This window comes from Candidatus Thiodiazotropha sp. AKAK3, assembly GCF_058244645.1.
On the sequence record NZ_JBSYOQ010000077.1, the window covers coordinates 16,590 to 31,977 of the forward strand.

Below are 15,388 nucleotides of genomic sequence, written 5' to 3' on the forward strand. Positions count from 1 at the left end.
TAATGAGTGACCTTAATCCCATCGAGTATTTTTTTGCCCATACCGATAGTGTGGGGGCAACCCTTTTTTGCATACTGCTGCTGATGTCACTGGTGTCATGGTTCTGGATCGTCGGTAAGTCGCTGTTGCTATGGCAACTGAAACACCGCAGTAACCGCTATCGCCTCAATATGTGGAAGAGTGATCCTACCGGCTCAGGACCAGCGGAAGAGTCAAACAACCCCTTTTCACGTCTTGCACAGGCTTCGTTTTCGGTCCATGCCGATGTGCGTGAGATACAGGCCACAGACCGCGAGGAGTTGCTGCTACGCTGCATGAACCGGGTGGTTGGCGAGGAAGGCACACGACTTGAAAATGGCCAGACCCTGCTGGCGTCAATCGCAGCCGTCTCCCCTTTCGTTGGTCTGTTCGGTACGGTCTGGGGTGTACACCATGCGCTATCCGCCATCAGTATCGAAGGGGCGGCCTCCCTTGCACAGATAGCCGGCCCGGTTGGCGAGGCCCTGATCATGACGGCGCTGGGATTGGCAGTAGCCATTCCTGCTGTACTTGCTTTTAATGTTTTCTCCCGCAGCAATCAGATGTTGATGGCGCAACTGGATGGTTTCGCCCATGAGTTGCATCACTACCTGGTCACCGGGCAGACCCTGCCAAACAGCGTGCGGGGGATTTGAGATGGCTTTTCTAAACCAGGGGAGTTCAGGGTGCAGTGGACCGCGAGCCGAAATCAACATGATTCCGTTGATCGACGTCATGCTGGTTCTTCTGGTGATCTTCATGGTCACCGCCCCCTTGCTCACCCATGCAGTCAAACTGGATCTTCCGAAGGCCAGTTCTCAGCCTCGAGAGAAAGCCAGCAAGGTGGAAATCGCCATTGACGCAGCAGGTGGACTCTATTGGGATGGCGATATCCTTGTCACTGACGATCTCGAAAACCGCTTTGCCGCACTTGCAAACCACAGCCCGGAGACGGAAATTCATCTCTACGCTGACAAGTCATCACGCTATGAAGTAATCGCTGATGTCATGACAACAGCCTCTCGCGCAGGTTTGAGTCATATCGGTTTCATAACCGAGCCAGAGGTGACGCATTGAGACCAAATGTTTGCACGCACCGAACCAGGAAGAGGATGACCGTTTTGCCCAAGTAGCGAAAGTGTCTGGGTTTAGCCTCTATGCCGGTGTTGCGGCTCTTGACAAGGGAACAACCATTGCCTGCGAGCCGCGCGCCGAAGGAAGTGCCCTTGGGGTGCGCCTTGATCAAGGGCAGGCTTGAAACCCTGAAGACAATATACTTAGTCGCCGGGTTAATAAGACTGGCGGTCTCCGGGAAACACCTGTCAACGACGCCCTCAGCAAATATCCGAAACAACGTGAAAGGAAACACAAGTGCCGCGGACGCACTGGGACGGAGACAGTTCCAGTTAACCCTTAGAAGGTACCAATTCGCAACATCACCAGGGTACAGGCCTCCAGCCAGTGGATGCCGGCCTGCTCCAGTCGGTGTCTTAGTTCCGCTGATTCGCTCCCCGGGTTGAAGATCACTCGATCCGGTTTCAGGTATATCAGGTCATCGATCATGGGCCGCATGCGTTCCGGGCCCACATAGAGAGTCAGGGTGTCCACCGGTTGTGGAACCTGACTCAGATCTTTGGCAACCTTGAGTCCTTCGATCTCTTCGAAACGGGGATGTACTGGAGTGACCCGATAGCCCTGCTCCAGCAGTCGGCGCACCGCCTGGTTCGAGTAGCGCATGGGCTTAGTGCTAGCGCCAAGAACCACTACATGGCGGTCTGCGTGATTGGTTGGTTTCATGATGGGGTTTGTGTGGCTTACTCTGGTTACTACTCTATCACTTTTACTCACTTACGTTCTGGTTAGTAAACTTAAATAGATCAGTTGACCGTTCCAAACTCATATTGATTTCACTCAACAAAAAACCCGATGGCGTCTACCACCGGGCTTTGTGAAACCGCAGCTATCGATCGGTCAATTAATCATCATCTTTCTCATGATGTTCCAGCTTCCCGGCTCTGAGCTCCTGCTTGAAGAGGGTGTCGCCATAGATGTCTTTCAGTCGTACAGTCATTGCCCTGGTCTTGCGGTTGATGTCGACCTGTCCAAAGAACTGTAGCCCTGCGTAGGGTGACAGATTGGCCTGACCCTCGGGCGGGGCCTTGGTGAAGACCACTTCAGGACCGAAGGTGCCGTCGGTGGAGTTGGGGCCGAAGGTACCCGCGTTGAGCGGTCCTGCAACGAACTCCCAGAAGGGGGTAAAGTCATCGGTGGCCGCTTTTCTCGGATTGTAGTAGTGGGCCGCAGCATAGTGCACATCAGCGGTCAGCCAGACGGTGTTGCGGATCTTCTCCTCTTTGATAAAGTGCAGCAGTCGGGCGATCTCCAGCTCGCGACCCAGGGCGGGGCCGTCGTTACCGTTGGCTACCGCTTCCCAGCGCTGTGGCGGGTTGTTGACATAGTCGTCGCTCACGTTGAGGCCGATGGGCATGTCGGAGGAGATGACCTTCCACACCGCCTTCGACTCTTCCAGGGCGTCCATCAACCAGTTCAGCTGATCCTCGCCGAGGATAGCGGTCTCTTCACTCTCTTCCAGCTGCAGGTTGTCGGTGTTGGGACCGCGATAGCTGCGCATGTCGATAACGAAGACGTCCAGCAGCTTGCCGTAGGAGATCTTGCGGTAGATGCGATCTGACTCTTCTGCGCAGTGGGGGCGTAGGGGCGCGTACTCGTGAAAGGCACGGGTGGCGTGGGCCACCAGCTGAGGCACCTCTTTGACCGTGTACCGATCGTCACTTTCCAGGTCTTTAGCATCGGACCAGTTGTTGACCACTTCGTGATCGTCCCACTGCCAGATCTGGGGTACTTCAGCGTTGAAGCGACGCAGGTTCTCATCCAGCAGGTTGTATTTGTAGCGGCCGCGGAACTCCTCCAGGGTCTCTGCCACTTTGCTCACCTCGGGGGTGACCAGGTTGGTCCAGATCTCACCGTTCTCGGCTACCACGATATCTTTGATGGGGCCGTCGGAGTAGACACTGTCGCCATTGTGGATGAAAAAGTCAGGCTCAACCTTGCGCATCTGCTCATAGATCTTCATGCCGCCGAAATCTTCGTTGATACCCCAACCCTGACCGGCGGTGTCACCGCCCCAGACGAAGCGCACGCTGTCCTTTTTGTCTGGGATTCTGAACTGGCCGTAGACCGGCTCACTCGGGTCGCGTTCGTTACTCAAATCCTCGAACCAGACCTTGACGTAGACCTCTTCGCCGGCCGCCAGCTCAGTCAGATCCTGGCGGGCGGTGTAGTCGCTTTCGGGGGTGGCGTAGGGACCACGCACCAACACGGAATCGGCAAAGCTCTCGTTATAGGCGAACTCCACCATCATGCGCGACGGACGATCGGCGCGGCTCCAGATGATAGCGCTGCCGTCAGCGGTCACATCACCGATCTGAATCCCCTGCTCGATAACTGGTGCGGCCATCAGATTCAATGCGGCGCTCAGTGCTGTCAATGCCACCACGCCTGTCAACTTTGTTCTTAAGGACATGCTTAACTCCTCCAAAAAGATTGGTCGTTCAAAAGAAGAGTTGAAGATTAGAAAGGGACTCTGTGACTTGGGAATGAAGACCCAAAGAACTTTTTGTGTTGGTTATAAGTAGTGAGTATGTCGTTCTGAAGAAACAACGATTAATCAGTCCGCCCCCTTCGGGGTTCAGCTGGAAGAGGAGTGCTGTTAAGGCAAACTGGATTAGTATGACGCACCACACTAAAAAAAAGGGGCTGCAAGCAGCCCCTTCGAATGAAGTGTAGTTCCTTTATCCCTGACCCATTTTTTATTCTCTTAACGCCAGTTAATCATCTTCTTCCAGATCTTTGTCCTCTTCCTCATTTACCTCGATGGCGTAGAGGGTAGTGGTACCACTTACTTCGTTACCGACTACGAGAAGTGGCTTTTCGATGGGGCTGTCATCCTCGTCGATGAAGGTGATTCCCTCAGGGCCTAGGTCGCCAGCGAGTGGGTTGCTGACACCACTCTCCAGCTCTGCATCGACACTGAAGTCACGGTTGTTCAGATAGTCGACGAATGTCACCTGATGGGGATTGGTGATGTCGTAGACCATAATCCCACCGAGACGCTCCAGACCGATAAATGCGAACTGGTGATCCTCGACTTTGCCGATAGCGACACCCTCAGGTTCGGGGCCTTTATCATCGGAACGACTGTCAAAAGAGTCGTTGTCGTCGTTGTTGCTATTGAAATTGTCGGGCAGCAACTCTGCTGTAATGCGCTCGAAGTCATCAGCAGAGTCATAGATCAGTTTGCCGTTGGCGTTGCGGATCGAAAAGGAGCGAGCGCCGTAGCTGTAGATCTCGTCGAAATCCCCATCACCATCAATGTCGCCGTTGACTGTGGTTGTTTTGAGGCGGCCGAGTGCAGCGCTATCCTGCAGTGCATCGGCATTTGGGAAAACAATTGGGTCAAGATCAAGATCCTTGACCCGCGCCTCTTCGCTAAAGCCATCATAGTCACGACTGTCACCCTCATTGGCAGTCACGATATAGGTCCGACCATGGAATCTGTAGCTGGCGATTGCATCGGGTTGGTACATACCTTTGATTGGCCAGTTGGCGATGTTGATTACGTCATCCTTGTTGCTGACATCCAGTGCATTCGCCGGCAGACTGTGGTCTTTGGTACCCAATGGTTGCAGTGCTACCACTTTGGCTTGGGGGATATTGATCACGGCCAGGGCATTAGCCTCCTGCAGGCTGACCCAGGCTTTGCGGGAATTTTTTGAAACCGCGATGTATTCCGGCTCCAGATCCTGTGCCACCGTGGCGCCGGGCCCGAAAATTCGTATACCGCGTTTCTTGAGTTTTTCTGCTCTCTTATTGAATCGCTTAAAGTCAGCGGTTCTGACCTTGGCATGAGCGATGCCGTGTCTCAGGTCGATGATACTGACGGAACCCTCGGGGTCGACACTATAGTCATCATTAGGCTCTCCTTCGTTGGCCACCAGGAGATATTTACCATTCGGAGTAAAGGTTAACATGTCGGGGAGCGCGCCCACCTGGATAGTGCCGATCAGTCCTAGATCAATGGTGTTATAAAATGCCACAAGACCGGGTGACTGCTTGTCTTCAGCCTCGATGGCAACAGCGACGACTCCCTTGTGTACCGCGACACTGTTAGCGCTTGCGCCGAGTTCGGTCGCATCAATCATGCCTATCTGCAAGGGATTGGTTGGGTCGTTGATATCCAACACGTCGACACTGGCTGCGCTCGCATTGACGGCAAATAGACGCTGACTGCCCGGATCATGCGCGACTATCTCGGAGGCGCTATCGTCAAACACACCAGTTTGGTGCTGACCGATGACGTTTAAGCTGAGATCGAGTTTATGCACATCTTCTGCGATTGCCATGCCCGAAAGCGAGAAGCTGAGGGCGGCGGCTAAGACAGATATCTTCATGGAATTCTCCTGAGATGTTGTTATTGTTAAAACGCATCGAGGATATCTTGTGAATGTGACAATAATATTTAGTTTTTATGCAAATGACCTAATCAATAGCTGGGAAAGATAGGGGTTTTCTGGTGAACAATCGTGTTGTAGTACATGTAGATAGTGAAAAGGCCAAACCCTGCTCAGAGCGAATGGAGAAGATAAGTGTAAGGACAGGTTTTTTCATGACTCCGGGCTCGGAGTCGAATCGAGAACGGATTGAACTGTTAGCGAAATCCGTTACTGTTTTTTCGAGGTGATACACACTATGGGAGCTCTCGACTCCGCCCCCTGATGTTGCATTGTCTTGTCATCGTTATAACATTTTATATTCATTCTCCGATAACCTTCATCGCTCATGCTTTTACTTCCTAACATCGGAAGTAAATCATGAACAACAGGATCGCTCTCTTTTTTCTGGCAATCGTATTGACTCAAGACGTATTCTCTGTGGAATTACAGAATGGTGTTCCGCAACATAATCTAAGCGCAACAACTGGCGATAGTTTAGATTTCGAGATCACGATTCCCTCAAACAGTAGCAATCTGAACATCGAGATAGCCGATGGCTATGGCGATGCCGACCTTTATGTAAAAGCCGGAAGTGTGCCAACCGAGTCTGATAATGATTGCGGCCCCTATCTGTATGGTAATAGTGAGCAATGCCTCTTTGCTTCTCCACAGGCAAGCACCTATTTCGTAAAGCTACAAGCCTATCAGGCATTTTCCGGTTTAACGCTAAGTGCCGCCTATGAGACCGATGACGGCTCCACCTCAAACCTGCTTCAAAATAACGTACCTATCGACAGTTTATCCGCCTCCACTGGCAGTGAAACCCTCTATCAAATTGATATACCTGCGGATGCAATCGAGTTAAGCATCAACATCAGTGGCGGTAGTGGAGATGTGGATCTGTATGTTTCATCTCTACAGCCACCGACGACTTCAATCTATGAATGCCGCCCCTACCTGTCCGGTAACAGTGAGTCCTGTACATTCACTGCACCAACAACCGGCAGCTATTACATCATGTTACGGGCCTACTCCAGTTACAGCGATGTGCGTTTGTCCGCCACATACTCGCTGAGCGGTAACAATGGTAATACTGACTATCTCTGGAGTGGCCTTAATACCTACTATGCCGATGCCATTGGCCAAACCGGCACTATACTCTTCAATGCGCTTGCAGAAGCGGCAGCTCGTAACCACAACCCCATGACCTACTCCCAGGCCTGGGAAGCGCTCAAATATAGTGATGAGGATCCAGCAAACACCAATAACGTCATTCTGATCTACACTGGCCGCTCCCAAGCAAAATCTTTTAACGCATCTGGCAATAATGATCCAGATGCCTGGAACCGTGAACATACCTGGCCAAAGAGTCATGGTTTCCCCAGCTCAAGCCACTGGGCCTATACAGACATTCACCAATTGCGTCCTGCTGATGCATCGGTTAACTCCACACGCGGCAATAAAGACTATGACAACGGCGGCAATATGATCAGCGAAGCACCAGGTAACTATACCGACAGTGACAGCTTCGAACCCCGCGATGAAATCAAAGGCGATATTGCACGTATGATGTTCTATATGGATATTCGCTACAACGGTAATGACTCTACGGGTACGGGTGATTTAACCCTGGTTGACTACAGCGGAACCAGTGGCGCTGCTCTTGGCGACCTATGTACTCTTTATCAATGGCATAGCCAAGACCCAGTCAGCAGTGAAGAGATCACACGCCACCAAAGGATTGTTGAGCGACAGGGTAATCGTAACCCTTTTGTCGATAATGCTGCCTGGGTGGATAGTTTATGGGGATCCCAATGTGGTTTTTAAACCAAAACAGGTTGCTTCATCTACAACCAGAACGATAAAGATGGAGGATCAAAGCGGTCTTAATCCTGACATTCGATTTCTATACCATTATCTGCCGTGCTCTTCTTCCCTAAAACAAAATGAAGTTGAAAGCCTGATGATGGCAGGATCCGATACACCGAAAGAATTTTGTGATAACCCCGATAGTTCGGAGAATGAGCGATCAAGGTATCTGTCACCACCCATGACTCCGGGGTCGGAGTCGAATCGAGAGCGGATTGAACTGTTAGAGAAATGCGCTAGTGCTATTTCGGGGTGACACACACTATGAGAGCTCTCGACTCCGACCCCTGATGTTACGGAGCGAGGGGAGTTACTCTCCCCTCTTCTCGTACAACCCAATTATTTACTGATCTGCAACCGTAATGGTGCGGCCATCCGCTGAGACTTCCAGATCGATTTTCTGGCCGTTCAGCATCCCTTCAAACTCATAACCAACTACTTTCATGCTGGCTGAATGAGTGGCTTCAATTTTAGTGGGTTTGAATCCTGCCATTTTTTGATCGATCGATTTCAAAATAGCTCCAGGCACCATCTCAATCGGGAATATCACTTCAACTTCTTCGATTTTTCCATCAGGAAAAACATCGAACTCCGCCAGATGTCCATCGGACAATTTCCCCTGGACCTCATAAACCACAGAACCATCGATTTCAGTTTCCGTGTTGGCAGTCAATAAAGTGGCTTGACTAAAACGCGCCTTAATCACTTTTATCACCGTTTCTGGAACTTCAGAGAGCTCTATTTTCTTCTCTGTGCCAGCAACGACAGACTGGCTTCCGATAAGAAGAATAAGGCAACCAGCAAATATAGATAGTTTCACTATGAATTCTCCTTAACTGAAGGTTTTTCTGAAGTCTTCGCGAAGCACATCAAGAAACTCCTTAAGTGAACTGAAAGTCGAATCAAGATCAGAGTAGTGAAAATCCAACTGATCTATCGCATCATGCTGCTCTGTTTCGACCTCTTTCTGCAGTTCAGCCTTCAACCCGGCAAGCTTGGTTTCCAGCTCACCGATTTTAGCCTCTAAGGCCTGCTTGTGTGTTTGTATATCAGACATCTTTAACTCCTATGAGACTTAAAATAAAAGTTCACTGGTACCGATCAGAATCAACGGAATTATGACAAATACGAGTAGCATGTAGCCGGCCACGTAGAGTTTGTTTCTCTGTGCTAACGTTGAAAGTATCTCTGCGGCTCTGATTGGGATATCGCGTAACGGCGGAATAGTGTAAATCACCAGCACACCAATCAGATTATAGAGAAAGTGAATCAAAGCAATCTGTAAAGCAAAGATTGCATTGACACCGGTTATCGCTGTAGCGGCCAACAGGGCTGTAATAGTTGTCCCTATATTGGCCCCTAAGGTGAATGGATAGACCTGACGCAAATTAAAGACGCCACTGCCTGCCAGCGGCACAATTAAACTTGTCGTAGTGGATGAGGACTGGACCAATACTGTGATCAGCGTACCCGAAGTAATTCCAGAGATTGGTCCACGACCTACAGCGTTGTGTAGAATGTCTTTCGCTTTACCGACCATGATCACTTTCAGTATCTTGCCAATGGCAGTAATCACAAAGAATATGAAGGTGATACCCAAAACAATCAGCGCAACACCAACAATCAAATCAGATAAGCCGATTCCGTGGAAGGTCTCCTTGAGCAGGTTCAGCGGTGGTTTAACCAAAGGTTTTATAAAGTTAAAGCCTTTAACTGACATCGACTCACCGCCCACCAATAGAGTTGCCAGATAAGCGCCCATCTTTTCCAACACTCCGAACATCACTTCTAGTGGTAGGAATATGATGACACTCAACACATTGAAGAAGTCATGAATGGTCGCCGCTGCGAATGCGCGTTTAAAATCATCGCCCTGCCTCACCATACCTAATGAGACAATGGTATTGGTTACCGTTGTGCCGATATTTGCACCCATCACCATGGGGATAGCGATCTCTACCGGCATGCCACCTGCAACCAATCCGACTATAATCGATGTGACTGTACTTGACGATTGGATCAAGGCGGTTGCCAATACACCAATAACCAATGCAGTTATCGGGTTACTGGCAAATTCAAACAGCTCTTTAGCCTGGGGACCGGCGGCCAGTTTAAAGCCGCTTCCAATCATCCCAACCGCAACTAAAAGTAGATAAACAAGAAAAGCAATACCTAACCATTGCTTCCAATTTGATGAACCTGCCGCAGCAGGGTTTTGTACAACAGCTTCATTCACTGCGCTCTCCTTATTCTATTCTTGATAAATCATGGAAAAAGCAGACAGAATGGTACTTTTTTAAAGTGACAAAGCTGTTACGCTGATACTTTATTATTGTTTTCTGGTGATCATTACAATCCCTACGAGTAGGCTATCGATTCCCTCATGCGCCTACTAATGTAGTGTCCTATTTAGGACACTACATTAGTAGGCGCATGCCGAGACAATGAATAAAAGTAAGTTACTGAATTATTCGTTTCACTCGCACTTTCGTCCGGTATTCAACGGAATGACAAGTAGGACGCAGTGCCGTAAGCCCCAGCAGGGCGCATTGCATTAGTGTTAACAGGCCCTAGCACAATTTACACCGTCTCCAGGGTCTTGAAAAAGATCGCCACCAGAAAACCAGCCAAGGTCGACATGCCGACGACTGAGCCCCCTTTGAAGTAGGCTTCAGGCATCATGGTCTCAGCGATCATGGTCAGCATGGCGCCGGCAGCGACCCCTTCCACCAAGGCAAAGATGGCGGGTGTGGCATTGACAAAAAAGATGTTGCCCAGGGCTGCACCGATACCGGTGAAAAGCATCAGTGAGGTCCACATAACCAGGATACGGCGAAAGCCGAACCCTTGTTCTCGCATACCGCTGGAGCTGGAGAGCGCCTCTGGATAGTTGGAGAGAAACAGACCTGCGATCAATGACAGACTGATGTTTGAATTGATCAGACTGGCACCGATCACCAGCGACTCGGGAATGCCGTCCAGAGTAATGCCCAGCCAGATGGCCAGGGGCGCTGCGTGGTTGCTACGCATCTCCAGCGCCACATCGGCGGCCAACGGTAACGCCGCACCGCTGTCCAGGCTGCGCAGGGCGCTACGTGACCAGCGTGCTGCCTGTTCGCTGTTCAGGTGACGACTCTCCAGGTAGCGTACCGCCTCCCCCTGTTGCAGAAAGGCCCGGTAGCGCTGTGCAAAAACCGGTTCCGACTTCAATAAATCCAGGAAATCGCTACGTCGCAGCTCCCAGACCCAGGTCTCACGGGTCGCCATCGCTGTTGCCGAATGCCCCCCACCGGTGAGCATGGAATAGAAGCCGAAGGTATCGTTCTCACTCAGAGAAACCGTCTTGCGCAGTGTCGTGATGGGATCGATCAGGTTCACCGCCCCCGAGGCGATGATAAAGGCCCGATCCGACCGCGTGTTCTGATGAAAGAAGGTCTCACCCTGATCGTAGCGCTTGTGGATTAGTGAGTGAGCCAGCATCTGCAGCTCCTCGAAAGGGAGATCCCTGAACAGGGGTGGCAGTCGTTTGAGTTGAGGAAAACGCTCCATCACCTGCTGACTCATTCGCTCCACCTCGACCGCCGCTGGCAGCACACCACGCTGAATCAGCTCATGGGCCGCCTGGTCACTCCAGTCCTCAGCTGCCTGCCCGCTGAGCCCATGATGCTTTTGCAGGTATCCAGTCAGCTCCCCACTGCGTAACAACAGATGCACCTCCTGCTGAAACTGGGGTGAATTGAGCAGCAGGGTATCGATGGCGTGTTTGGGGATAGCCCAGACCGTGGCATCGGCAGCCGCAATAGCATTAAAGGCATTGGGTGCCGAGGTGAGACAGGCGTGCCAGCCGAAAACGCTGTAGCGATCCAGGGTCTCCACCCGCTCCTCAGCGGCAGGATCGAACAGCTCCACCCGTCCCTGATCAATAATGTAGAAGGTGTCCGGCGGATCACCCTTGCGGTAGATGGCCTCCCTCTGGCGATAGTGGATGATACGCACCGAGGGGGCGATGGCCTTGAAATCGGCGGTTGGCAGGTTGTGAAACAGCCGCACCTGATGGATGCGGGAGATGATCTGGCGGATCTGCTGATGCTGCTTGCGCCGCAGATGATAGATGGTCGTCGAGGCCTTGCGCAGAAAACCACCATAGTCGTTGACCAGCTGATTCAGGGAGGTGAAGAGCAGTCCCCCGACCACGGCACCGAAGGCCAGGGCGTAAAAGTGCCCCTCTTCCACTGAGGCGGCCACCAGGTCGATGGTCAGGGCCGCCAGCAGGGCTCCGCCGCCAAAGGCCATGAGCATGGCAGTGACCCGGTCGCTGGGCCGCCAGAAGGCAGCTGTAATCGCGCCCATAGGCAGAGAGGAAGCACTTATCAGCCCCATGACGAAAGCTGTCAGCAGAATTGACTCGAACAAATGCCCCCCTTTTCCAGATCTGCTCTCAAGAACCCCGAGAGTAACAACGACTCTGTTGCCAGCGTGGCAGAGCCGAGTCTGAAACTAGCAGACAAATATGTAAGATTTATGACTGCCGCTAGTATTCCATCAGGAGGGAGTCCGCTCAACCGGGTCAGGCTGGTTGGCACCCAGGGTTGCAGCATCCGGCAGATGCACCGTGCTGGAGGGAAAGGCCATCTCTGCTCCTTGTGCGGTAATGATATCCAATATCTTCAAAGACACATTGTGCTTGATTTCATGGTAGCGCACACATTGGTTAACCTTTTGCGCCCTTCTATCCTGCAGCTGGGTAGTCAGAAAATACCAACCGAGCCCCATTAAGGTTTGCGCTAGACACCAGGTCCAGTCCAGAAGAATTAATCGATCATTCATGGAATACAGGAGAACCTGTTTGAACTATCAATAATTATAGACATAAACACAACCGCACATTTTTATCGGTTTAGTGCAGATTGTTAAGCCTCCAGTAATTCGATTCCCACAACTAAATGTTTTCACACAAGCGTCATACTCTTTCTTTATATTTGAGATGATAAATTTTGCCCAGCACCTCGAGCGACAATGACAGTCAACTCTGAAAAAGCCATTCTCAAGGCGATCAAAGACAATAAACTCATCAGTTTATTCCAGCCTATCGTTGCAGCCAACACGCTTGAGATTATCGGTTACGAAGCACTCATCAGAGGACCATCTGATAAAGCATGGCACTCCCCACAGATGCTTTTTTCCCTGGCTGAGCAATACGGTATCGGCAACAGGATAGAAATTCACTGCATCAATACACACCTCAAGCGGCGTAAGAAACTTGGCTTGCAGGGCATGCTGTTTTTGAACCTCTCCTCTTTCTGTATATCGAGTGGTGAGTTCATCATTACAGAATTCGCCAACCGCTTGAAGAAAGCAGGAATAGGCCCCGATCAAGTGGTCATTGAGATCACAGAAAGGCACCCCGTTGAGGACTTCATCCCAATGATCTCAATCCTGGAAGAGATGCGGGCACACGGCCTGAGAATTGCCATTGATGATCTCGGCGCGGGTTATTCGAGTCTTCGCCAATGGTCAGAAATACGGCCGGATTATGTGAAAATTGATGGTCACTTCATTCAGAACATCCATGAAGACTCTGTAAAACGTCAGTTTGTTCGCTCGTTCTGTGAAATCGCCAATGATATCGGCTGCTCCATTATAGCCGAAGGTATAGAAACTGAAGAGGAACTGGAGACCATTCAATCTCTGCAGGTTGACTATCTACAAGGTTACCTGATAGCCAGACCTCAACGCACACCGATCAAACATACTCCAGCCCGTCTCAGGCAGTTGAATGATGGCACAACGTTTCTGAGCAATGACCTTCAGGTTCGCGCACTATGCAAACCCACATTGACAATTTCACCACGACTCTCCGTTAGATCGCTGGCTGATAAATTTCATCAGGATAAATCTCTCCATGTTGCAGTCGTTATTGAGAAAAGCGAGCCTCTTGGCATCATTACCAGAAACAGCCTGCAACAACTCTTTTCCAGCCATTATGGACGTGATCTGTATGGGCGAAAGCCAGTCGTACTGATCATGAATGATGAGGCTATAACAGTTACCGAAGAGACTGAAATTGAACGCCTTAGCAATCAGATCACAGACAACAACGAAACCCTGCCTGACGAATATTTTGTGATTGTCGATAAAAACAAAAAATATGCAGGTGTAGGCTCACTTCTTGATCTTTTACGAGCTGTTACAGACTACAGGATAACGGCTGCAAGACATGCCAATCCACTCACCATGTTGCCTGGTAACCTCCGAATAAACCAACATATAGATACACTACTTTCAGCAAATAGCTCGTTCATATTAGCCTATTGTGATGTAGATAACTTCAAGCCATTCAATGATACTTATGGCTACGCCCGTGGTGATGACGTGATCCGCGAGATCGGCCAGCTACTGTCCAAGAACTCACAATTGGAGCAGGATTTTGTTGGTCATATTGGGGGAGACGATTTCATTGTGATTTTTCGCAGTATCGATTGGGAAGCGCGATGCCATAAAATTCTTGATCATTTTCAAAACCACGCACTACGATTCTATGACGAAAAGCACAGAGAGTGCGGTGGCATTCCAGCCATCGACAGAGCAGGTAATCAACAATTTTACGATATCATCTCCATCTCGATAGGAGTCATCCAAGTCAATTACAATTATTTTACTTCACATAAAGAAGTAGCCTCGATCTCCAGTGAAGCCAAAAAGCAAGCAAAAAAAATAAAAGGCAATTCACTGTTTATTGACAGAAGATCCTATCAGGACGCATTTACCACCAGCAGATATGATTCCGACGTTCCCAACAATGTAGTTTCAATCACCCCCCCGAACAGCCGACAATAAGCGACTTGCATACGACAAAACCGGATACAGTCAAAACTTTTTGAGATTCGCGGTTGTAGATAACAGCAATATTCATGCGACTTTCCTGCACATAAAAGGAACAGTTGGAAAGTCTATACAGACGCTGGAAGCGCCATTTGGAGTAGTTAAATTATTATCTGATGAATGGTGACAATTCATCTACAAAAACATGAATTATACCGCATGAAGTTGGAGACAAGAATGCCTGCTTGTGGCTGATAGCGGCTCAAACACCTTCAGAGCACCATCGACTCAAGCAGGTTTTTGCTTTGGGCTGTAGTGCCGATAGAGCCATCGTGTCAAGCCGTCGAGACCGGGAAAGAGCACCCGCTCAGTGATATTGCTCTGATCCAGTTTGTCTCTGATCTCCCACTTGATGTGGGCCGGAATGATGATCTTGCGGCATAGTTCTGGATGTCGGGTGATCCAGCTGTCGAGTCCGAGGGAGGGGTTAGACATGACTGAGAATAGGGCGAACTGATTGACGATGCGGTCGTCCATAGAGGGCGGCTCGAAGAAGAGCAGGAAAGGATCTTCCCTCATGCGGTCAAACTTTTTCAGAGAGGGAACAGACTCGGCGAGTAGCTCGGTGGTGAAGGTGTTGGCGCCTTCGCTCTCGAGGCTCTCCCGAATCTTGGTGGGCAACAGAGTGTGGCAGCGTTCGTAGTTGATACACCAGATGACCCCGTCAAGATCAATTTTTTCTGTGTTCGCAGTGGCAAAGTGCATGGCAACAAAAGGGGAGTGGGTCCAGTCGAGCAATCGGGTGGGCAGACCGTGATGCTGCGCCATGGAGAGCCAGTGCCAAAAGGAGTCCTTTTCGACCACGTCCCGATGGGCGTACTTGACAAAGTTGCGCAGCAGGTGGTGCTCCAATTGCGCGAAAGGTCCCCCTAGCCGTATCAGGGTGGTGTCGAGGGCATAGCTTGCATCCGAGAGGCCGCGAAAAGCGCCGGGAGAGCGGAAGCGTCCGAGCTGTTCGTTCCAAGAAGCACAGAAAAGGATCTCCTGCAGGTCGCCCCAATTCTTCGCTGTCTCTATCTTTATTCCCGTCATGGTGGCACGCTCCGCGCTGCATAAAAGTGGGTACGCTTCGTATCTAGCCAATCTGTTTTCCGACCTGACTCAGG

Annotated in this window: 13 protein-coding genes; 4 read left to right on the plus strand and 9 right to left on the minus strand. The window is 50.5% G+C overall.

Annotation, left to right across the window (positions count from 1 at the left end):
- Nucleotides 1–2: 2 nt before the first annotated feature.
- Nucleotides 3–674, plus strand: coding sequence for a MotA/TolQ/ExbB proton channel family protein (locus AC4IE7_RS20365; protein ID WP_490778712.1), 672 nt, complete (start codon nucleotides 3–5; stop codon nucleotides 672–674).
- Nucleotide 675: 1 nt separating this feature from the next.
- Nucleotides 676–1,095 (plus strand): ExbD/TolR family protein, encoded by a 420-nt coding sequence (locus AC4IE7_RS20370; protein WP_490778713.1) that lies wholly within the window; start codon nucleotides 676–678, stop codon nucleotides 1,093–1,095.
- A gap of 336 nt (nucleotides 1,096–1,431) precedes the next feature.
- On the opposite strand, the gene AC4IE7_RS20375 is transcribed toward AC4IE7_RS20370, so the two are convergent.
- The 3 genes from AC4IE7_RS20375 to AC4IE7_RS20385 form a co-directional block, all read right to left on the minus strand.
- A complete protein-coding gene (locus AC4IE7_RS20375; protein ID WP_490778714.1) occupies nucleotides 1,432–1,815 on the minus strand; it encodes a CoA-binding protein in 384 nt (127 codons plus the stop codon).
- 178 nt (nucleotides 1,816–1,993) lie between these two features.
- Entirely contained in the window at nucleotides 1,994–3,562 is a 1,569-nt protein-coding gene (locus AC4IE7_RS20380) for an alkaline phosphatase D family protein (RefSeq protein WP_490778715.1), read from the minus strand.
- Between the two features lie 304 nt (nucleotides 3,563–3,866).
- Nucleotides 3,867–5,489, minus strand: a complete 1,623-nt coding sequence (locus tag AC4IE7_RS20385; protein ID WP_490778716.1) for a choice-of-anchor I family protein — start codon at nucleotides 5,487–5,489, stop codon at nucleotides 3,867–3,869.
- A 420-nt stretch (nucleotides 5,490–5,909) separates the two neighbouring features.
- Between AC4IE7_RS20385 and AC4IE7_RS20390 the strand changes: the two genes are divergently transcribed.
- Nucleotides 5,910–7,358 (plus strand): endonuclease, encoded by a 1,449-nt coding sequence (locus tag AC4IE7_RS20390; protein WP_490778717.1) that lies wholly within the window; start codon nucleotides 5,910–5,912, stop codon nucleotides 7,356–7,358.
- A gap of 385 nt (nucleotides 7,359–7,743) precedes the next feature.
- Here the strand turns inward: AC4IE7_RS20390 and AC4IE7_RS20395 are convergent, their stop codons facing one another.
- The 5 genes from AC4IE7_RS20395 to AC4IE7_RS20415 all read right to left on the minus strand — a co-directional run bounded on the left by AC4IE7_RS20395 (nucleotide 7,744) and on the right by AC4IE7_RS20415 (nucleotide 12,227).
- Entirely contained in the window at nucleotides 7,744–8,220 is a 477-nt protein-coding gene (locus AC4IE7_RS20395) for a hypothetical protein (RefSeq protein ID WP_490778718.1), read from the minus strand.
- Between the two features lie 12 nt (nucleotides 8,221–8,232).
- Nucleotides 8,233–8,457, minus strand: coding sequence for a hypothetical protein (locus AC4IE7_RS20400; protein WP_490778719.1), 225 nt, complete (start codon nucleotides 8,455–8,457; stop codon nucleotides 8,233–8,235).
- A gap of 18 nt (nucleotides 8,458–8,475) precedes the next feature.
- Entirely contained in the window at nucleotides 8,476–9,636 is a 1,161-nt protein-coding gene (locus AC4IE7_RS20405) for a Na/Pi symporter (RefSeq protein ID WP_490778720.1), read from the minus strand.
- Nucleotides 9,637–9,980: 344 nt separating this feature from the next.
- Nucleotides 9,981–11,813 (minus strand): cyclic nucleotide-binding domain-containing protein, encoded by a 1,833-nt coding sequence (locus tag AC4IE7_RS20410; protein WP_490778721.1) that lies wholly within the window; start codon nucleotides 11,811–11,813, stop codon nucleotides 9,981–9,983.
- A 129-nt stretch (nucleotides 11,814–11,942) separates the two neighbouring features.
- Entirely contained in the window at nucleotides 11,943–12,227 is a 285-nt protein-coding gene (locus AC4IE7_RS20415) for a hypothetical protein (protein WP_490778722.1), read from the minus strand.
- 189 nt (nucleotides 12,228–12,416) lie between these two features.
- Here AC4IE7_RS20415 and AC4IE7_RS20420 point away from each other — a divergent pair, with 189 nt between their 5' ends.
- Nucleotides 12,417–14,237, plus strand: coding sequence for a GGDEF domain-containing protein (locus AC4IE7_RS20420; RefSeq protein WP_490778723.1), 1,821 nt, complete (start codon nucleotides 12,417–12,419; stop codon nucleotides 14,235–14,237).
- Between the two features lie 273 nt (nucleotides 14,238–14,510).
- On the opposite strand, the gene AC4IE7_RS20425 is transcribed toward AC4IE7_RS20420, so the two are convergent.
- Nucleotides 14,511–15,314 (minus strand): FRG domain-containing protein, encoded by an 804-nt coding sequence (locus AC4IE7_RS20425; RefSeq protein WP_490778724.1) that lies wholly within the window; start codon nucleotides 15,312–15,314, stop codon nucleotides 14,511–14,513.
- Between the last annotated feature and the right edge of the window lie 74 nt (nucleotides 15,315–15,388).